Source organism: Streptococcus oralis (genome assembly GCF_003943415.1).
In the GTDB taxonomy this organism is placed as follows: domain Bacteria; phylum Bacillota; class Bacilli; order Lactobacillales; family Streptococcaceae; genus Streptococcus; species Streptococcus oralis_BJ.
The window spans coordinates 103070-125067 of sequence record NZ_RJPK01000001.1 but is presented as its reverse complement, the minus strand read 5'-3'; the positions used below and the strand labels follow the sequence as shown (position 1 = coordinate 125067).

General features: G+C 40.4%; 14 protein-coding genes. 1 reads left to right on the top strand and 13 read right to left on the bottom strand.

What is annotated here, in order from left to right; translation table 11 throughout:
- Positions 1-51 precede the first annotated feature (51 nt).
- The 13 genes from ezrA to D8801_RS00495 form a co-directional block, all read right to left on the bottom strand.
- Positions 52-1779, bottom strand: a complete 1728-nt coding sequence (gene ezrA / locus D8801_RS00555; RefSeq protein WP_125847104.1) for a septation ring formation regulator EzrA — start codon at positions 1777-1779, stop codon at positions 52-54.
- 80 nt (positions 1780-1859) lie between these two features.
- The gene (gene gyrB, locus D8801_RS00550; protein ID WP_125398841.1) at positions 1860-3806 is read right to left on the bottom strand and encodes a DNA topoisomerase (ATP-hydrolyzing) subunit B; all 1947 of its coding nucleotides are present in this window, start codon (positions 3804-3806) and stop codon (positions 1860-1862) included.
- 13 nt (positions 3807-3819) lie between these two features.
- Complete coding sequence (locus tag D8801_RS00545; RefSeq protein ID WP_033585975.1) at positions 3820-4383, bottom strand: HAD-IA family hydrolase; 564 nt, start codon at positions 4381-4383, stop codon at positions 3820-3822.
- 83 nt (positions 4384-4466) lie between these two features.
- Positions 4467-5021, bottom strand: a complete 555-nt coding sequence (locus D8801_RS00540; protein ID WP_125847101.1) for a DJ-1 family glyoxalase III — start codon at positions 5019-5021, stop codon at positions 4467-4469.
- A 10-nt stretch (positions 5022-5031) separates the two neighbouring features.
- A complete protein-coding gene (locus D8801_RS00535) occupies positions 5032-6255 on the bottom strand; it encodes an FtsW/RodA/SpoVE family cell cycle protein (RefSeq protein WP_125847099.1) in 1224 nt (407 codons plus the stop codon).
- A gap of 5 nt (positions 6256-6260) precedes the next feature.
- Positions 6261-8750, bottom strand: a complete 2490-nt coding sequence (locus D8801_RS00530) for a bifunctional DnaQ family exonuclease/ATP-dependent helicase (protein WP_398575007.1) — start codon at positions 8748-8750, stop codon at positions 6261-6263.
- A 199-nt stretch (positions 8751-8949) separates the two neighbouring features.
- A complete protein-coding gene (locus D8801_RS00525; RefSeq protein WP_125847095.1) occupies positions 8950-9801 on the bottom strand; it encodes an NAD(P)H-hydrate dehydratase in 852 nt (283 codons plus the stop codon).
- A 15-nt stretch (positions 9802-9816) separates the two neighbouring features.
- On the bottom strand, positions 9817-10638 hold the full coding sequence (locus tag D8801_RS00520) for a phosphate ABC transporter ATPase (protein ID WP_125847093.1): 822 nt from the start codon (positions 10636-10638) through the stop codon (positions 9817-9819).
- A gap of 239 nt (positions 10639-10877) precedes the next feature.
- Positions 10878-18137, bottom strand: a complete 7260-nt coding sequence (locus tag D8801_RS00515) for an SIALI-17 repeat-containing surface protein (RefSeq protein WP_125847091.1) — start codon at positions 18135-18137, stop codon at positions 10878-10880.
- Between the two features lie 167 nt (positions 18138-18304).
- Positions 18305-19126, bottom strand: coding sequence for a phosphate ABC transporter ATPase (locus D8801_RS00510; RefSeq protein WP_125847089.1), 822 nt, complete (start codon positions 19124-19126; stop codon positions 18305-18307).
- 52 nt (positions 19127-19178) lie between these two features.
- Positions 19179-19952, bottom strand: coding sequence for an HAD hydrolase family protein (locus D8801_RS00505; RefSeq protein WP_125847087.1), 774 nt, complete (start codon positions 19950-19952; stop codon positions 19179-19181).
- Positions 19953-19956: 4 nt separating this feature from the next.
- Positions 19957-20814 carry a bifunctional methylenetetrahydrofolate dehydrogenase/methenyltetrahydrofolate cyclohydrolase gene (locus tag D8801_RS00500; RefSeq protein WP_185758476.1) on the bottom strand — a complete coding sequence of 286 codons (858 nt, stop codon included), beginning with the start codon at positions 20812-20814 and terminating at the stop codon, positions 19957-19959.
- Positions 20815-20962: 148 nt separating this feature from the next.
- Entirely contained in the window at positions 20963-21283 is a 321-nt protein-coding gene (locus D8801_RS00495; RefSeq protein ID WP_125847083.1) for a TfoX/Sxy family protein, read from the bottom strand.
- A 317-nt stretch (positions 21284-21600) separates the two neighbouring features.
- On the opposite strand from D8801_RS00495, the gene D8801_RS00490 reads away from it, so the two are divergent.
- Positions 21601-21831, top strand: coding sequence for a DUF1797 family protein (locus tag D8801_RS00490; RefSeq protein WP_000443579.1), 231 nt, complete (start codon positions 21601-21603; stop codon positions 21829-21831).
- The last annotated feature ends 167 nt before the right edge of the window (positions 21832-21998 follow it).

The window sequence follows — 21998 nt, the reverse complement described above, 5'->3', positions numbered from 1 at the left end:
TATTTTTGAAAGAAATAATAAAAAGCCTAGATGATCTAGGCTTTTCAGGTATTAGAAGCGAATCGCTTCACGTGTTTTTTCATAAGAAGAAACAAAGCGATTTGTGACTCCTGGTTCTGCAACTTCCAAGGCCTGAGAAATCTTCTCAAATGATGCCTTGTAGTCAAATTCTTTTTCAAAAATTTCAAGTGCTTCATTGAAAGCTTGCTGGATACGCTCATCAAATGAACGGTAACGATTTGAATACTGTAAGAGTTGCTCCGTCAAGGTCGCGTATTGAACAATATTGTAGGTTTCTGTTTCAAGAGCCTCCATGTCATGGGTCGCAATTTCAAGAATTCGTTTAACTGATTCAATATTAACTTGTGCTTGTTCTAACTCTGCCATCAGATCTTCTGTGTTATGGCTTGCAGTGAAGAAAAGTTTCAAGAAACTTTGAGGAATACCCGGCAAGTTTCTCTTCTCCATGTAACGTTTGATAGTATGTAAGCGATTCACATAGACATTGGCTTTCTGACGAGCATTGATGTCGTCTTTTTCGATTTGGGCTAGGCGTTCACTAACAGAAACTTGTTCGTCTTCAATGTCTTTTAGATTACTTTGAAGTGAATTAAACTGCTCCTCTAAAATAGAGTAAGCTTGAGTAGGTTCTGTCTGATCTTCAGTTGCCTCTGTGATCGCTGTATCAAGCCCTGACAATTCAGCTTGAAGACGGCGGACATGGTTCCCATCACTTTCTGGGAGAAGATAGGTTTTATTCAAGCGTTCAAGGTCTTGAACCAAAACCTGATTATTTTCTTTCAAGTGATTGAGGTAGGTTGGAAGTGTTGAAAGGAGACTTTCAACGACTTTTTGGGCAGCTATTTCACGCGTGAAGATATCGTAGAGCGCATTAATCTCTTCTTGGATTTGTGTATTTTCATACTCTGCATTATCCAATTCCAACTGGCGGATGTTTTCTTGATTATTTTTCAAGGATTCATGTAAAAGTTGGAAGCGTGACTCGATGTCCGTTTCAGTGAAGTGATAATTAGCATCCAAGAGTTTACGGTAGCCTTCCTCCAAATCTTCCAATTGTTCTGGAAGTTCTGTTGACAAAGTCTTCACGAGAGATGGAACACGATCAACGATATGTGTCAAAGCGAGAATATGATTTTCAGTTGAATCAAGAATTGCTGCAGCTTCAACTGGGTCACCTGAAGAGTTCAAGGTTACAAATTGAGAGAACTCTGACTGGATATTTTCTAATTGTTTCTCAATTTCAGGAAGGGCTTTACCATACTGTTCTGAATTTTCTGCTACGGTATGTTGCAGATTTTCAAATAAGTCCAAAGCATGCAGAACACGTCCGCTATTCTTAGACTCTTGTTTTTCAAGCTCTGAAAGCGCATTACGAATCGCCGCAATGTCTTCTTCAATTAAATCAATTTGACTTTCGATTTGATCGATTTGGTGAGTCGCTTTGAAAAAGCGAAAAGAATTATTATACCCTTCAGCCTCAAACAGGTTATTTTCAATATCAGCAAATGAGTTAAGGGATAAATCAACCCATTTTTGGTTCCATTCACGGAAGGTCACCTGACTTTGACCAATCAAATGCATGTTTTTAACCGCTTCAACCTCATCATTTACAGGAAGGTTGTAGAGTTCTTCTTTTCTTTCCTCAAGGGCCGTCAATCTACTTACATTACGCTTACGTAGGAAGATTGCCGCTACATAAGCTAGAATCAAAATGACTGCAATCGCAACCATTAGATAAATTAGTTGTCCATTAGACATATCAAACTCCTTTTATACTAGAAACAATCGTATTGATTATATCATATTTTTTAGGTCATGGGAACTATTTCCCACATTTTTTAGACGTCAAGGGTACTGTAAACGGCATTTTCTTCGATAAATTCACGGCGAGGTTCAACTCGGTCCCCCATCAACATATCAAAGATCTTATCTGCTTCGGCAGCATCATCTACCGAAACACGCGCCATCAAGCGATGTTCTGGATCCATGGTTGTTTCCCACAATTGGTGGTCATCCATTTCTCCCAAACCTTTATAACGTTGGATGGTTGGTTTTGAACGCCCTTCACTGTGACGTGCTAAGGCTTCTTGGAGTTTAATTTCTTGATCTGCACCAGGCTGGATGTATTCTTTTATTTCGCTTCCAACTTTAACCCCGTAGATTGGTGGTTGAGCAATGTAGACATATCCAGCTTCTAGAATTGGTTTCATGTAGCGGTAAATCAGGGTCAAAAGGAGGGTTCGAATATGAGCACCATCAACATCGGCATCGGTCATCAAAACAAGTTTTTGGTAACGAGCCTTAGTGACATCGAATTCTGCACCAAATCCTGTTCCCATAGCCGTGAAAAGACTTCGAATTTCTTCGTTGGCCAGAATTTTATCCATGCTAGCTTTTTCAACGTTCAAAATCTTACCGCGAATTGGAAGAATTGCCTGAAATTCACGGTTACGACCAGATTTGGCTGAGCCACCAGCTGAGTCTCCTTCGACGATGAAGAGTTCTGTTTCCGCAGGGTTATTTGAAGAACAATCCGCTAGTTTTCCTGGCAGATTGGAAATTTCCAAGCCGGATTTCTTACGAGTGACTTCACGCGCACGCTTGGCAGCCACACGAGCCTTGGCAGCCAAAATCCCTTTTTCCACGATGCGCTTGGCAATCTGCGGATTCTCCATGAGAAAATCAGAGAAGGCATCGCTGAAGAGGCGATTGGTGATCTTAACCACTTCACTATTGCCCAGCTTGGTCTTGGTTTGTCCTTCAAACTGTGGATTTGGATGTTTGACAGAGATAACTGCAGTCAAACCTTCACGGACATCTTCCCCTGTTAGGTTATCTTCATTGTCTTTTAGCAATTTATTTTTGCGGGCATAATCATTGATAACACGCGTCAGTGCTGTACGAAAACCTTGCTCATGCGTTCCACCTTCATGGGTGTGAATATTATTGGCGAAACTCATGACATTTTCGTGGTAACCGGTTGTGTACTGCATGGCTACTTCAACAGTAATGTCTTCCATTTCACCATCTGTATAGATTGGTTTTTCAAAGATCACATCTTTATTCTCGTTGATATATTCAACGTAGCTAGCAATTCCACCTTCATAGTGATAATGCTTGGTTTGTTCGAGACCTTCACGCTTATCTGTGATGGAGATTCGAAGACCTCGGTTCAAAAAGGCTAGTTCTTGAATACGTTTATTCAATTTGTCAAAATCAAAGGTCGTTGTTTCTGTAAAAATCTCTGGATCTGGTGTGAAGTGAACTGTTGTTCCAGTTTTATCCGTATCTCCAACCACCTCAAGGTCAGCAACAACATGACCACGACGGTATTCTTGGTAATGAATCTTACCGTTTTTGTGAACATGAACATCTAGTTGCGTTGAGAGGGCATTTACTACGGAAGAACCTACTCCGTGGAGACCACCTGAAACCTTATATCCGCCACCGCCGAATTTTCCTCCAGCATGAAGGACTGTAAAGACGGTCTCAACAGCGGGACGTCCTGTCTTTTCCTGAATGTCAACAGGAATTCCGCGGCCGTCGTCCACAACGGTGATGGAATTATCTGGCTCAATAAAGACTTGGATGTGACTTGCAAATCCAGCTAAGGCTTCGTCAATTGAGTTATCAACAATTTCCCAGACTAGGTGGTGAAGACCTTCTTTTGAAGTCGATCCAATATACATACCTGGACGCATACGAACGGCTTCCAGCCCCTCCAAAACTTGAATTTGACTGGCATCATAATCCTGTGCCTGTTGATTTTTGATTTCTTCTGTCATTTTTTCCCTTTTCTTACATGTCTATTGCTTGTCTCAATGTCGCAACGTTTTTAAAAAGATAGGCATCTAAGCCAGCAGCTTCACCTGCTTCTATATCAATATTTCTGTCACCAATGACCAAACCGGATGTAATATGATATTTATCACGTAAATAAATCATGGACTCAGGATCTGGTTTCCGTTTAAATCCAGAACTGGCAGTCACCACCTCAGTGAAGTAGTTGGCTATCTGGGTCTTAGCAAGAAGTTCTAGCACCTGGTCATTTCGATGAGAAACCAAGAAATGGCGGCCACCCTTGTCCGAAATGTCTTTGAGTAATTCTGGAACTCCCTCAAACAAAACTGGGTGCTCTAGCTCACGTGCTTCATTTTCTTTGTAGTTCTCTAAAAAATCCTCGATGTCTGGGGCAAACTTCTCGATGGCAAAAGCTGTCGAAACCTTCAAAGCTTCGTAAACACGGTCGTGTTCTTGCTCAATACCATATTGGGCTAAGGTTTCTACAAAGGCTGCTGTAGAAGTCTCATAATTATCCAATAGGGTACCACCTAAATCCCATATATAGTCATGATATTTCATACCCTTCATTATACCATTTTTTTATGAAAAAAGCGATGATTTCCTAGATTTTTCCAAGCAAAAACGAGAGTTTAACTCTCGTTTTACTGTTGATTTTCAAAGACATCCCGATAGAGCATGCCGACTCGTAAACTTTCTGCATCTCCTCCCAGTTGCTCCACTAATTCATAGGCGAAGGCAAGGGCAGTTGACGGTCCTCGGCTAGTTGTTAGATTACCATCCACAACTACTGTTTCCTTTCGGTAAATTCCATCACTGATGTTCTCCTGAACACCGTCATAACAGGTGAAGCGCTTGTCTTTCAGGACACCTGCTTGATGGAGGGCGATTGGAGCTGCACAGATAGCTGCAATTTTCTTTCCAGCTTGGTCAAAGGCTTTAATCTCAGAAATGAGGGCTGGATTATCCCGTAGGTGAGCTGAGCCTGGCATGCCACCTGGAAGAACTACCAAGTCATAGTCGGACAAATCGCCATCAAAGACACGATCAGCTTTTACCTGAATGCCATGTGAACCTGTCACCTGCTCTTCAAATCCCACCATATCACAGGAAATGTTTGCTCGACGCAAAACATCTACTACTGTCAAGGCTTCGATTTCTTCAAAACCCTGAGCTAAGATAACTGCAACTTTTGCCATAGTGGCCTCCTTATTTGATTTGTTTTAGAACGACTTTCTTTCGTTTGAATGGAACTTTTCCACTCTTTTCTTCAGCTAGATTGGTCTGGTAACTCATAGACAAGAGGAGACCGACACCGATGAGGTTACTAATAATTGCGGATCCACCTTGCGAAATGAATGGCAAGGGAATCCCTGTCAAAGGAAGTAAGCCTGTTACGGCACCGATATTTTCAAAGATATGGAAGAGCAACATCATGATAAAGCCAGTTGAAATATAAGTATAGAACTGGTTATTTGATCTGAGCGTAATCTTCAACATACGATAGATAAGAAGCAAGTACAAAGCAATGACAAAGACTGAACCAATGAAGCCAAAATCTTCAGCAATCACTGTGAAAATCATATCACTTTCACGTACTGGAATGAGGAGATTGGACACATTGAAACCTTGTCCAAACAAGCCACCACTTCCAATCGCAATTTGCCCCTGCGCCTGTTGATAAGTCGTTGTTTGCGCGAAGTCAAAGGGATTGAGCCAAGCCAAAATACGGTTAATCTGGTAAGTCGGCATCCCAATCTGATGCAAGAAGGCACGTCCATCCTTACTTATAAAGATGGCCATGAAGCCTACAACTGCAGTCACTCCTGTCGCAAAAACAGGAATGATAATCTTCCACGAAACACCTGAAAGGAGGACCATGCCTGCAAAAATAGCTACGAAGACCAAGGCAGTCCCCAAGTCACTTTGTAGGGCTAGAAGGATCAAGACTGGGATGGTAAAGGCAATCATCCAACCAATCAATAGGAAATCCAAGGGAATAGTCCGTCGCCATTCCTTGTGTTTTTGAGTGAATTGTACAATGACTCGAGCCAATATCAAGATGTAGGAAATCTTCATGAACTCAGATGGTTGAAAGAGCGTGGTTCCCCCGATAGACACCCAGTTTTTAGCACCTGTTGACGCTACAAGATTTGGATTGTAGAAAACAAGAGGTAGGACCATCAAAGCTAGCCCTAGACCATAGAGATAAGGAGTCACCTTCCATAAAAACTCAGTATTGAAGAACATGACGACAAAGCCAATGACAAGCCCTAAAGCAATCCAGGCGATTTGCTGACCTAGAATTGGAAGTACATTATTGGGATAGTCATGGCTAACTGCTATATAAATAGCCACTACTCCAATCACCAGTAGACAAAATACTGGTAGAAGAAGACTATAGTCGACTCGAGAGTCGAAGGAACGTTTCATATTTTTTACCTTTTCTCTTTCTTGGATTTTTCTTTCATTCTATTGCGACGGGATTGGAGAAAATCAGCTACTGCAGACTCTAGCTGTTCTCTAGCAAGAACCCTAACCATTCTTTCTTTTGACAAGGTCTGGGCGATTTGTTTGCCGTAACGCTTGCTGACAACACGACTGTCTAAGATTACAGAAACCGAACCTTGGTTGGGCCGTCTAACAGTACGACCAAGGGCTTGTTTTAGCCGAATGATCGCCATCGGTAACTGATAATCATAGAAAGGATTTTTCCCTTCTTGACGCAGTTCTTGGTTTAATTTTTTGGTTAAGGGTTCTTGGGGATTTTGGAAAGGCAATCTCGGAATAACTTGAATCACGAAAGGATGGGTTGAAAAATCAACCCCTTCCCAGAAACTACCTGTTCCAAGTAAGATCTGGCGTTCACCTTTTTCAAAACGTTTTTTCAGTTGGCTTGGTTCCCCATTTTTATACTGAGCTAGATGTGGTTGGTCTAGCAGGTCCGAAACTGCCAGTAACATCTCTTTTGAGGTAAACAAAACCAATAAGGGTTCTTGAAAGGCTTGTAAACGTCGAATGACAGAAGCCACTTCACTAGCATAGTCAAAAGGCGAAACTTCTGTAACGAGAGGAAAGTCCTCGATTAGAAAGACTTCTTGTTGCTCCTGCTTTGCTACATCAAGCCTAACAAGTGGAGCATTTGGAAATCCCAGTAAATCTGCTAAGGAAACCCGAGTGCTGATTTCAAGAGTGGCAGATACTCCTAGGAGCCTACAATCTTTTGGCAATAAGTCTGCTAGTATAAAGCGGCCATTTTTGCTTGAACAAATCAGGACATCCTTACTCGATTTCTCTGCTGGAGCAAGCCAAAATTCACGGTCCGACGTAAAAAAGTTTGCAATCTCTCTATACTCTGGGAGAGCTAGCTCCGAAAAATGTTGGCGCAACTGTTCGAGAGAATTCAACCACTTTCCATTCTTCAGACCTGACTGATAGTGCTCCATCGAGTAACGACATTCAAAAGCAATACTCTCAAGCAAGCGTTTCTGAACCAAATTTTCCTCTGTCTCCAAGGACTTATCAATTTGAGTTACAAGATCCTCAAGGCGATAAGCCTGCTGGGCTAGATTTTCAAGAGCTAACAGCATTTTTTGAGCCTCATCCAAGATCATCAAACGGTTGTCGACAAACTCTGGATTGTCTTCCAAACGAGTGACCAGATAGGCATGATTGGTCAGAAGAACACGACTGGTCTTGGCCTTGTCCTGCCCTCGTTTCCAAAAATCCTCTGTAGCAAATAAACTTTTCTTTGAAAGCTTGCCATCGTGGACTAGTTCAGGCAGAAAGTGCTGGTAGCGATAAAGCTGACCGATTTCGTCCAAATCACCAGTCTCTGTCTCTGTTAGCCAGATGAGCAGTTGCATTTTAAAGCGTGTGAAAAGGCGATTGGACTCCGGTCGATGGAGAACTCGGTGAAAGGCATCCAGTTTTAAATAATTTTGAGGACCCTTGAGACTATGAATCTCCAGGTGGAAGACCTCTTTTAAGCGCTGACCTTCTTCTTGCATGATTTGATTTTGAAGAATTTTGGTCGGAACACTCACTAGAATCCCTGCTTGACTCTCCGAGTTCAAAGCTGGGAGGAGATAACCGTAAGTCTTACCCAATCCCGTTTGAGCTTGGATAAAAGAAGTCTGGTGTTCTTCCAATAAGTGCTCAACCTTCTCCGCAAATTCCAACTGTTGCGGACGTTCCTCCAATCCCAATAAAGAAATGTTTTTAGCAAAGTCTTTGGATAACTTTCGTGGGACTAAGGCTTTGCTTTCCTTTTTGAGGAAAAGCCCATGGAGTTCTATCAATTCTGGAGAAGCCAGGAGAAATTGTTGCTGGTAAACCTCCTCAATCACCAGATAACTTTCATAGAGAAGGTTGTCTGCAAGGTTTAACAAGCTTTCTAAGAGCCCTTTTGGTAACTCAAAAAGTTTTTGACGCATGTAAAGCAAGAGTTCTGCTGTTGCCTGAGCATCAGACAGGGCAGTGTGGGCTTGTTCTAGTTCAATGCCCAACTCTTGACAAAGGATACCTAGGTTATACTTTTCAAACTGAGGATACAAAACTTGGGCAAGCTCAACTGTATCCACCCGCGGTGTGCGCAATTCATATCCTTCAAAAAAGAGAAATTCCGCAAGGAGATTGGCATCAAACTGTACATTGTGCGCAACAAAAATACCGTCCTTAACCAATTCAAAAATTTTTCCGGCCACCTGAGAAAACTCTGGTGCCGCAGCCAAACGCCGATCGGTCAGACCCGTTAATTCTTTGATATGAGAATCCAAGGGTTCGTGGGGATTGACATCAGTCGCATACTGATCGATGATTTCACCATTCTCAATCACCACAATACCTACTTGAATAATTTTTGCCTTGCTTCCGGTGCTGGTCGCCTCTAAATCAACGACCACATACCGATCATTTCTCGCATTCATCATTAAAAATTATATCAAAAAAAGCATGATTTGACACCCCTCAACTTTGATAACAATCTCGCTTTATTTGTAATTTTGAGTAAAAATCAAGACCTTAAAAGCGAGAATTTCACGCAAGTTCAGCAGTTGGTCGCTGGTTCTGAGGTATTTGAAAATCTTATCAACATAGCTACATCGACATAAAAAGACAACTAAGGTATTAGCTGCCTTTTTGAGATATTTTTTTCATTGTTTTCGGAATTTCACAGCTAATCTGACTTGGTAAAACCACATAATGTTCTTGAGCTAGTTCTTGCGCGATAGCTGAATGAAGGTAGGTCGCTACCACCACTCTCTCATAGAGGCTTACTTGGTGAAACTGACCTGCAAAACCAGCAATCATCCCAGCCAAAGTATCTCCCATCCCACCAGTTGCTTGATAGGGGCCTCCAGCCTGTAACTGATAGTATTCAGGTTTGCCAGCTTGCCAGATACGAGTCGCTGGACCCTTCTCGACAAGAATCGTTCCTTGAGGAAAAGATGCAAGAGCTCTAGCAGTCATCTCTGTATTTTGATGTTCAAGAGCTGTGCCAGATAGTCTTTCCCATTCCTTTTGGTGGGGAGTTAGGATGAGCTGACTAGATGGGAATGGCAAATGAGCTTTTGCTAAGATGCCCAAAGCACCTCCGTCTACAATCAAAATTTGTTCTTCTCTGAGACTGTAAAAGACTCGATTTACAAGTTCTTCTCCGAATACATTCTCTCGCAAACCCGGACCTAGCAAGATAACTTCTGCCTTCTCTAACTGTTCCTTTAGTAATGCTTTATCCTTTATAGAAAATGCCATAGCTTCAGGTAAATGGCTGTGCAGAGCTGGGATATTCTCCTTATCCGTGCCAACAGTCACCAAACCAGCTCCACTCTTAACAGCTGCAATGGCTGACATGATGATAGCTCCCCCATAAGGATAGGTTCCTCCTAGCAAGAGCAGGCGACCGTAATCCCCCTTATGACTGTGACGTGGCCGTTCTACAATGACTTTTTCTAATAAAGTTTGATCAATCACTTTCATCGTTTTTTTCCTCAACTATCCTTTATCTGATTGTTTTAAAACAACTTGATAGACTTTCTTACTCCACTCTTCTAAGTCTTCTCCAGCATGGTCAAGATAATGCACCCTATCTTGTATTTTAGTTGGAATAATATTTTCAAATTGGCACTTATTATGAGTTGGAATAATGCAAATATACAACTCACTTAATAAATTAAGCATGTCCTTAATTTTTGCAACATGGTAACCATCAAAAATATAACCAGGAACTTTAATCAAATCTGTATAGATAAAATGAAAACTTACTCCAGGAATAAACTTGTCTTGTAATTCTTCCTCTGAAGGAGCTCGATCTAATAAACGCTCCATCGCCAATCGATAACCAGAACTTGTATTTGACCATCCTAACATGACATAGTCAAAATAATCTATCGGATCCGATGCAGCATTTCTACTATCCAAAACCAACTCTTCAGCATCTCGCCCAAAGGCGTTCACAGCAGATAAGAGCTGACCTGTTTTAAAGATAGAAATCGCTGCATCTATAGTCGTAGTATGACTACAGTAGTCCGAAGTCACTAACCTCTTATGTAGATCATAAGTCGAGGCTACTCTTTTATCTGTAGGGGTAAATGGTGGCAGAAAGGGATGCTGACAGATGTAATCTAAAATTTCTTCTTTTAAACAAGAATCAGCACACTCAATACTTGTTTGACGTTTATGAAGTTTTTCGTAAGCTATAAATTTAGCAATTTTTTCTAATTCCCACTCTTGAATATTTGGATAATCAATTAGTGCTAAGTAGTATATTCCATCCCATTGTAAACTATATTCCCCATTATAAATTTTTAAAATCATCTAATCACCTCACTCCATTATACAACAAAAAGGTACACACCTTGCAATTTGGATTACTATTTTTCTGTCTAACTTTTGGGGTACAATTCACCTCTCTTGCTTACACCTATATAAAACTGGAGAAGACCATGATTGTCTTCTCCAGTTTTTAGATGCCATCAACTTACAATAGTTGAAAAAGAAACCAATTTTTAATCATCGACTAATATCTACAAATAGGATGTCATTAGACGCTGAGACTAATCTTCTTTGAGTTTTGCAGTTAATAAAGCTGCTGACAAGGCCAAGGTAACACCTGCCAAGAAAACAGCTGTTTCTGACTGTTTTTCACCAGTTTCTGGCAATCTCTTATCTTCCTTGGCAACTTGAACTGGTGTTTCTGGAGTCTGAGCTTTTTCTAACGAACTTAGTTTAAACTCTGGTTTTTCTACTGTCGGTGCTGGTTGATTACCTACTGTAGCTAGAATACCACGGTACTCTGGAAGTTTATATTCTAGAGCCATTACAGCATTAACGCCACCCTTAAATTCAGGTTTCTCAACACTTGGTACTGCTTGATCTCCTACTGTGGCTAGAATTCCTGTGTATTCTGGAACTTCATTTACTGCTGCTTCTACAAAGTTAGCACCGCCTTTGAATTCTGGAACATCGTTCACTGCTGCTTCTACAAAGTTAGCACCGCCTTTGAATTCTGGAACATCGTTCACTGCTGCTTCTACAAAGTTAGCACCGCCTTTGAATTCTGGAACATCGTTCACTGCTGCTTCTACAAAGTTAGCACCTCCTTTGAATTCTGGAACTTCATTGACTGGAGCAGGCTCCTCGCCTTTACTACTTGAAATAGATGCTTTCACTCCTACTTCAACAATGCGATCCTGAGCCTTTCTTTCTTCAGAATGAACAAGACTTCTAGTAGTACCCAAAACTTGAATATAGTCAACTTTTTCTCCATCTTGTCCTTCAGAAACGATACGACGTTGACCTTGAGCAAGTTCAGGGTTTTCACGAATAACTTCTTTAAACGGAAGCGGAGTCTTTTCAATTTCCAAACTTGGAGTTTCTGCTACTAAGTTCTTAACGCCTTCTGTTGGTGTTGTTTGGAAGGTAGACTTAAAGTGTAAACGATATTCTTTCACCAGATTTCCATCTTTGGAAACAAGACGAACCAGTGTTGGAAGATTGGCATTTCCAGAATCCACAACTGTAACTACTCCATGTCCACTAGTTGTTGCAGTGACTTTTGGTTTTGAACCCATTGTTGTTAGAGTGTAATCTGTCACATTTGGATCAAAGTTTTCCAATGCTTTTCCGTCGATCGAAATAGTCGCTGATGGTGTTTCCACTTCTGCTCCCTTGCCTGCAGAGTAGGCTGTAAATTCTACAAGTGCAAGACCATTGGTAGTAGCCTTACGAGTCATGCGAGCACGAATTGCTGTCGTTTGAACCGGATCAAAATTAAACTCGATTGGTTTACCAGCTACTAATTCTCCAGAAGCTTTGTAAGGAATAGGTGCCCAATTTTCTGCCTTGTTGAATGGATGGTCAGCATTTTCTTCATAACGAGAAATCGTACTTGGTTCTATAAAGGCAGGGCCAATATATCTTTCTAGAACCATTTTCTCTGGGGCATCTGTTCCACTATCTTTAAAGAACTGAATAGCTACTTTTCCAATAGATTGGGTGGCAATTTTACCGTCCTTCTTAAAGAGTAGTCCGACAGAAGTTTCTTCATTTTTCGGAGTACGAGACCAGTTTGTCCAACGTCCATCTTCATTGTATTTTCCATCATTGATATAGAAAATTCGATCATGTGAAGCTGCTTGTGTATCGTTCGTTGTCGAAGCAAAGGCTTTAGAATCCGTTTCATTGTTGCTTGGATTTTCTGAAATGACTTGATTTCCTTTAGAAACAACTGTCACCTGCATTTTAGTCATTAGATTTGTACCAATGACATGACCGGTAATTTCAAATGTTCCCTCATGCTCTGTTGCATGTTCAGGAATAGCATCCCATTTCACTGCCAGTTTATCTGTAGTCCAAGTAGTTGAAGTTGGGTAATAAACAGTGACTTCTGAAGGAAGTTGAAGAGCATCTCCAACATTCAAGATTTTAGCACTATTTTCTGCAGCAAGAGGTTGACTAGTTTCTCTCTCATCATTGCGGAAGATTCTATATTCTTTCAATACCGTACCATCTTCTGCTTTTAAGATGAGACGTGTTGCACCTTTTGGACTGGTTGCAGGAACAACTGTTACCAAACCATTATTGCTAGCTGTTGCAGTGATTTCTTTGCTAGATTGAGGAATATAGTAATCGGTCTTAGATGGATTAAAGTGTTCAAGATCCTTGCCATCTACCTTGATAGAAATCTCTGAACTTGTAGAGCTTACTACCTTGTTTCCAAGGACAGTTAGCTCTGTCAGACCAACACCTGAAGTTCCATCAGCCTTCTTCATACGAATACGAACAGCATAGGTTTCTACCTTGTCAAATGTGAAGTGATTTGTTTGAGTTGCAGATAGCTGACTTGGAGCATGTAAGTTTTCAACTGCTTTCCAATTGTCTGGATTATTAAATGGATGATTGCTAGCTCGTTGCGCATGACTGACATCACTTGGTAAATCAGGAACTTCTTTACCTACATAATATTCAACTACATATTCTTTTGGAAGACCAATTGCTCCATCAGTATAGAAATCAACCGACAAATTGTTGACAAAACGTTTCGTCAAGTCTCCTGAATTACCAAATAAGATAGAAGCCCAGTCATTATCAGTATTTGTTCTCCAAGTAGTCCATCTATTTTTAGCATCTGATGGCGTTCTTGATACAGTCAAATCGTTCAAGGTGTTGGCTGTGTCATCTCCTCCTGTATTGGATACAATGGCAGCTGGTAATTGTGAACCTGTCCATTGTTTAGAGATATTATTTCCAGCAACCACTTGACTAGACACTCGAACATGAGCTTTAGTTGTCAGATTGCTACCTACTAAACGACCATTGATTTCATAGACCCCTTCAATTTGACTAAAGTTGGCTGGAACCTGATCCCAAACAACATCTTTGTAGATAGTTGTTCCGTTAGAATGGTAAGCACGCACATTGGCTGGCAATTGAACTGTCTCACCCTTAGGAAGAGTAAGGCTGATTTCCTCTGCAACTTGTAAACCTTCAACTGTCACCGTTGCTTGAGCTTCAATGTCTGTGCCTTCTACATGTCCTTTAAGTGTAAAGCTATGATAATGCCCCAATTCTTTTTCATCCACCTTGTCCCAAGTTACAGATACTTTGCGTGGCAAGCCCTTATCAAATTCTGCTCCAACTTCTTTAGGTAGATTCGGTTGCTGATTAATGTCTGTAGAAACAGATACAGCATGAAGTTTCACAATCTTCTTGCTGACTTTATTTTCTTTAATCACCACTTCAGTAGTTACAGATTCTGTTTTCTCTGTTTGATTATCGATTCGAGGTGTCAAAGCCACTCTTCCCTTAGTATAGAGTAATAGATTCTGACCATTTACCTCAAGATGCCCACCATCAGATGATTTAGCTTCTAAGTGAATATCTGATGCTGAGAATTCTGTTTGTGAACCATCCTCATAACTACCAATGACACGATAAGTTAAGACTTGATCTTCAGTAGCAGTTTCTTTTCCTTCCACAACTACTTCCAAACGTTTCAAGGCAGGAGCTTCCTTCACAAACTGAATTAAATAAGTTTGAACCAAGTCACCCTTTTGATCACTCAAGAAGACCGAAGCCTGATAACCATTATCAGCAGAAGCTTGCTGAACAGTTACTTGATAACCAGTAGTCTGAGCTCCAACACTTGGAATTGTTCCAGTGTAAGGAAGGGATACACGGTAATAAGTCTTGCCAGACTCGAAGTTCTCCAGAGCTTTATCCCCAACAGTAAGTCCTGTAATGCTACTTGTTGTTTCCTTACTACTTGCGATAAAGGTTGCAGTTACTTCACGGTCGTCATCTACCAATTTACCAGTAGCCTCCGTACGTCCTCCTTCCTTGGTTAAAGCAGCAGGATCTTTCAAAGTCCAAGAAACAACATCTGTATCAATCAAACTACCATCTGTCAGAACAGCTGTGACCGTTTTATCCAAATCAGCTGCAGTTGTACCAACTGGTACTGTAACAACTTTTGGTAACCATCTATCTAAAGCAATCACTTTTACAAGTGCCTCAGCTTTGGTTTCCAAACCTTCTACACGTCCAGATACTTTTTTCTCACCTGCGCTTGTAAGCAAGTCAGCTGGCACGTCCCATGTTACAGTCTTTTCCTCAACACTACCGTCGCTATAAATAGCTGTTACTGTTTGAGGCAATTCAGGATTTGTAGTCACATCAGTTGTTGCTTTTACAGGAGCAAAGGCTACAAAGTGACGGTTTTCTTTCTTACCAGACACAGTTGCGACCGTTGCGCTATCAGAAGTTAAACCAGCAGAATCTGCATAAAGAGTAAATTTACCTTCTTTTTCTGTTGATTTTACAATGACAACTCCTTTACCATTGAAAGCACGTCTTTGCCATGTTCCATCTGCTTGTGCTTTGTAGCGCTCACGGCTAGCTTGTTCTCCATTATCCACACCAACTATTTGTCCTTGACCATGAAGATTGAAATGAACAAGATTATTCGCTGTCGGAACCACATTCCCTTCGCTATCAACAATTTCGTAATGGATGTAGGATAGGTCTTTTCCATCTGCAGTGATAACATGCTCTTCTTTAGTCAGACGAACCCTTGCTGGCTCCCCAGCAGTTGTCACACTATCACGCGCAATTTCGTTGCCTTTTTCATCTCGAGCAATCGCAGTCAGTGTGCCTGGTTGGTATTTCACAAGCCATTCAAGATACAATTCACTTGGTTTAGCCCCCTCATGATATGGACGTCCGTCTTCTGTCGTTTTCTTAGTAAATTCCTTTTTACCAAGTGACTCTCCATTTAAGAACAATTCGACGCTTGCAGCATTTGAGAAGGTACGAACCGGAACCTTTCCATTAACCAGCATCTTGCGATCCTTAAGGGTCTCTTCAGTCCAGTTCCAATGTGGTAAAATGCGAACAGTTGGCTTTTCTTTAGCACTATACCATTCACTACGGTAAAGGTAAAAATCATTCTTCGGTAAACCAGCCGTATCGATGATACCAAAGTAAGAACTTTTTACAGGTGTATTATCTTGGTTATGCCATGGAGTTGGTTCACCGATGTAGTCAATTCCTGTCCAGATAAATTGTCCAGCATAGCCAGCACGATCACGGTCAAAAGTCCATGATTCAGTAGCTGTTCTTCCCCATCCAACACGGTCATTACCATAGTCAGATTGTTCATAGTGACGATTTGGACGGTTATCATGTCCAAGGATTTGAGCAGGATTGTAATAAGAATCACGCGTTCTAGTAGCTGAAGAAGTTTCAGAACCATAAATGAGCCAGTCTGGATGAGCACTACGAACCGCATCATAAAAACGTTCACCATAGTTCATCCCCACAGCATCCATGATTTCTGCAAGTTTCAAGAAATCACCTGTCGCTGCACGACTAAATTTATTTTCACCCATGGTGACATAACGTTCAGTATCAATCGCTTTGATAACTGCCTTCAGGCGCTTAGCAGTTTCGATAGAGCGAGGACTACCATTTGCCTCTTCTACCTCATTTCCAAGAGACCACATGACGATCGACGGATTGTTCTTATCACGTTCTACCATTGTTCTAAGATCAAAATCAGACCACTTCTCACCCTTCTTAGCTTCAGGATGGGTTGCATCTTGATCAAAGAACCGTCCATAGTCGTAAGTCTTCTTGCCACCATACCAAGTATCAAAAGCTTCCTCTTGAACCAAAAGACCTAAACTAGCCGCAGCATCAAGCAACTGAGGGCTAGCTGGATTGTGGGTTGTTCGAATAGAGTTAACCCCCATATCTTTCAAGAGTTTTAATTTACGATAAGTAGCCTTATAATTCTCTTCTGCACCCAAGGCTCCATTGTCATGGTGAATACTTACTCCGTGGAATTTCATGCGTTCACCATTCAGAGAGAAACCATCCTTAGCAGTCCAATTGAAATAGCGGTAACCAAATGTATCTTCTGTTACATCAACTAGTTGACCTTCTTTATAAACCTTTGTTTTCAGCACATACAGTTGAGGATGATAACTTTTTGTCGTCCAAAGAGTTGGTTTATTAACTAGGATTGTTTGTCTGAAATCTGCAACTTCATTTTCTGCTAAATTCTTCGTTTCAGAGCGCACTAATTCTGAAACAACCTTACCTTCCTTAGTAAAAATTTGTTGTTCCACAAAGACTTTAGCAGCCTTCTTATCCGTATTTTTAATCTTACTTTGAACCTGTGTTTCAACATTCCCTTCTTTTTGCTCAGCAAGTTTTGGAGTAGTGATATGATTACCATTTTCGGCAACATGGACTTTATCACGATAACTAAGAGTTACATCACGATAAATCCCACTTCCTGAATACCAACGACTACTTGGTTGCTTATTGGTCACTTGAACAGTAATTGAATTTTCACTACCATCCTTGTTTAAAAATTCTGTAATATCATATGAAAAATGATTATATCCACTTGGATAATGTCCTACAAATTTACCATTTACATAGACCTTTGAATCCATGTAAACCCCATCAAAATTGATACGAACATCCTTATTCTTGTCTGCTTCATTTAATATGAAAGTCTTACGATACCAAGCTGTTCCACCATTTAACTGGCCACCTTCATTACGTGCGGGAGACTTGTGATCGAAATCAAAATAAATACTCCAATCATGAGGAAGATTCAATTTAGACCAATCATGAACATCCACATCTTTTTTTGAAAAATCTCCTTGGGCATTTAGTTTAAAATACCAATCTTTATTAAAATCCTGTTTTCGCTCCGATAATAGCTGTTTTTCTTTTTCAACTTCGGCTTTGTTCGACTCTCCAGACAGTGCTTGCAATTTTTCAGAAGAAGGTTTGCGCTCTGTATCTGCTTTTACCTGGTCGTTTCCGGAAGTTTTTTTAGAATCCTCTTTCAGTTCTGTTCCAGCTGTTGCTGCAGATTCAATAGGCTTTGGATTTGTCTCTTCAGGTTTCTGTTTGTTCTCAGCTTTGTTTCCTTCTTCTTTGTTTGGAGTTTCCACTTTAGGTCTAGCCAATTCATGACTACCCTCATTAGCAGGTCTAGTAGGTTCCGTATCCTTAGTCACTTTGTCTTCTGTCGAATCAGCTTTTGGTTTTACAAACTCACGCCCACCATTCTCATCAGCCTTTGCGATTGCAGCTGCCACATCATCGGGAAGCTTATCTAAAGGCTGAGCTTGATGAACAATTGTTTCTTCTGTTTGAGTATTGGATGAAGCCACCTCCTCAGCTTGTACAGCTGAAATACCAAATATACTGGCCCCAATCATTACAGATGCTGCACCTATTGCAAATTTACGAATGCTATAATGACAACGTTTATCAAAAAGTCTTTTGTTCATTAAAATCCTCATTTCTTTTTCTTGATACAAAGTAAGCGTTTACTTCATTTTAAAAAATAACCTCCTTCTGAATACACAAACAAGTACCAAGTTCGATAATATATTTTATATATTAAATATATCAAAATGCACCTAAAATTGCAAGCACTTTCATCTTTTTTCCTCAACTATCCTTTACCTGATTGTTTTAAGACAATCCGATACACTTTTTTAGTCCACTCTTCCAAACCTTCTCCATCATGGTCAAGATAATACACCCTATCTTGTAATCGACTTGGAATAATATTTTCAAAGTGGCTCTTATTATGAGTTGGAATAATGCAAATATACAACTCACTAAATAAATTCAACATATCCTTAATTTTTGCAACATGATAGCCATCAAAAATATAACCAGGAACTTTAATCAAATCTGTATAGATAAAATGAAAACTCACTCCAGGAATAAACTTGTCTTGTAATTCTTTCTCTGAGGGAGCTCGACCTAATAAACGCTCCATCGCTAATCGATAACCAGAACTTGTATTTGACCACCCTAACATGACATAGTCAAAATAATCTATCGGATCAGATGCAGCATTTCGACTATCCAAAACCAACTCCTCAGCATCTCGACCAAAGGCTTTCACAGCAGATAAGAGCTGACCAGTTTTAAGAATAGAAGTCGCTGCATCTATAGTCGTAGTATGACTACAGTAGTCTGAAGTCACTAACCTCTTATGTAAATCATAAGTCGAGGCTACTCTTTTATCTGTAGGGGTAAATGGTGGCAGAAAAGGATGCTGACAGAGGTAATCAAAAATCTCTTTTTTTAAACAAGAATCAGTACACTCGATACTTGTTTGACGTTTATGAAGTTTTTCGTAAGCTATAAATTTAGCAATTTTTTCTAATTCCCACTCTTGAATATTTGGATAATCAATTAGTGCTAAGTGATATATTCCATCCCATTTCAAACTATATTCTCCATTATAAATTTTTAGAATCATCTAATCACCTCACTCCATTATACTACAAAAGGAGGTTCAGACCTCCTTCTATCTATTTTCCCTTAAATTCCGCAAAGGTCTGTAAGATTTTAGCTGCCACTGCTGGTGAAGGTTCTCCTTTTAGCTCAAACGTTTCATCTGCATATGGACTAAGGCCAGCAAAATCGCCTATCTGGACAGAGTAGAGAGATGTTTTAAACAGTTCAATATCATTTTGGTCATTTCCAAAAGCAATGAAGTTCTCTCCACACAACTTTTCAACAGTTGTCGCCTTATGAGTATCCAAGGGATTAACATAAAGGCACTTTTCATGCGCATGATAGGACAGATGAGCCTGCCCCAGTCTTTCTAACTGTCCAAGCAGGTCATCAAGCAAATCCTCATGGTCTCCCATATAAACGACTACCTTAATCGGAGTACCCAAGTCCTCAAGTTTCTGATGACGAGCTACCTTTAGGGGATCCACACTAGAGATGAATGGAATCTTCTCCACGATCTGACCACTATAGTCAAAGCAATCATCTGCAAAGAAAGGGAGATTATAGGTCTGGCAATAATCCACTAGCGCCTGATAAACTCTAGCATCGAGATTTCTTTCATAGATAGCTTTCCCCAGATAATAGGCTACACCACCATTCAAACCTATAACCAAACGCTGACTGAGCTCGGGACCCAATAAGCCCAAACAATCCCGATAAGAGCGAGCTGAGGCAAAGACAACCTCATGCCCATAATCTTCAGCCTTTAAAAGAACCTGCTTAATCTCTTCATCTATGGTCATATAGTCAAAAGACAGCGTTCCATCCAGATCAAATACGAATTTCATTTTCCTAGTCCTTGTTCAATGTCCGCAGTGCTGCCTGATAGGTTTGTTCCATGAGCATGGTAATGGTCATAGGACCAACTCCACCCGGTACAGGTGTGATGTGACTGGCAAGTGGTGCAACGGCATCAAAGTCAACATCTCCACAAAGCTTGCCATTTTCATCGCGGTTCATCCCTACATCAATGACAACTGCACCTGGTTTGACAAAGTCAGGAGTCACAAACTTGGCGCGACCGATAGCAACCACCAGAATATCTGCTTTAGCAGCCACCTTGGCAAGATTATGAGTTCGTGAGTGAGTCAAGGTTACCGTCGCATTTTTGGCCAAAAGAAGCTGAGCCATCGGTTTTCCGACAATATTGGATCGACCGATGACGACTGCATTTTTTCCTTCCAGCTCAATCCCATATTCATGAAACATCTCCATAATTCCTGCAGGTGTCGAAGGAATCATAACTGGATGACCAGACCAGAGGCGACCCATGTTTAGTGGGTGGAAACCATCCACATCCTTTTCTGGATCAATGGCTAATAATACTGCCTCTTCGTCGATATGTTTAGGTAAAGGCAACTGGACCAAAATCCCATGCCAAGCTGGATCGTGATTATATTTGGCAATCAAGTCCAACAATTCTTCTTGTGTTATAGTTTCTGGAACTCGCACTACTTCACTACGAAAGCCAGCAGCAAGAGCTGACCGTTCCTTGTTGCGAACGTAGACTTGGCTGGCTGGATTGTCCCCAACCAAAATCACCACCAATCCTGGAACTAAACCTATTTCTTCTTTTAGTTTGGCAGTCTTTTCAGCCAACTGTCCTTGTAACTTAGCTGCAAGAGCTTTCCCATCAATAATCTGTGCCATATTTCTTCTCTTTTCTATCAAATATACTCTATTATATCAAAAAATACCTTGTCATTCTAACACTTCTTGACTAATGGACCTTATAGTTTGAAACTATAAGAAAAAGCTCTTCTCGAGCTTTTATGCCTATTTACATTAGGCAAGTCTATCATGCTTTCTTTTTGACCTTGGGAGCTGGTAAGACTTCATACATATCCTTAATTAGTCTCGCTAGAAATGACTTATCTTCAAGGTCTTCTAGTAAAATCATCTCCTTGGCTCCTTCATAAGGACGTTCAAGCCTAGTTTGTTCCAATTGATCCATGACCACCTTCACAGGCTTTAGTAACAAACGATTATCATAGATTCCCCCAATAATTTTCCCACGATAATAAAGGATATACTCTCCCATCATAGGACGATAAGTAATATCTTCTAATTCAGATAGTTGGTCTAAAATATAAGTCAAATATTCTTTACTAGATGCCATTAGCTACTCCTGCATTAGGATAAAACTTCTCCACTCTCTTCGTTCTATTTCTCAAGAAGCGCTCAAATTTACCATATTTGGGCAACTGGCTATCTTCAAAAAACGAGCAAGGAGTTGGATAAAAAGAAAAATAGGCTATTTTTTAAATGTAGTCATGAATAATTATATCATGATTCGATCTCAAATCCAATCCTTCTTATTATTTAGAAAAAATATTGCCAAGAGATAGAGAAATAGCAAGAAATCTTAGTTTTTTCTAGTCAAGTACCCGTTGTTTATGGTAAAATAGTAACGATAAGAAATGGAGGAGAATCATAATGGAATCACATTTGGTTAGAATCATCAACCGCCTAGAAGCTATGACAAAAGATGGCGGAAATCTAAAACGTAATTTTGAACGTGAAGGAGTTGTTGTTGCAGAAGTTGCTTACAGCTATGACGAAGAAAATGGATCACTTTTCACCCTTCGCGATGTTGAAGCACGTGAAACCTATACCTTTGATAGCATTGACTTGATTGCAATGGAGATCTACGAACTCCTTTACTAATAGAATAACAGCAGGGAAACCTGACTGATGAACGAGAATCCTTTTTGTCCCTGCAAATAGGATTTTTTCTTATTTTCAGCAGCTGAGATTTTCGTCGAGAACTTTCTCTCCAAATCTCCTCAGCCCAATCTTTTTACTTGCTTTACTCCTTAATCATGCTATAATGA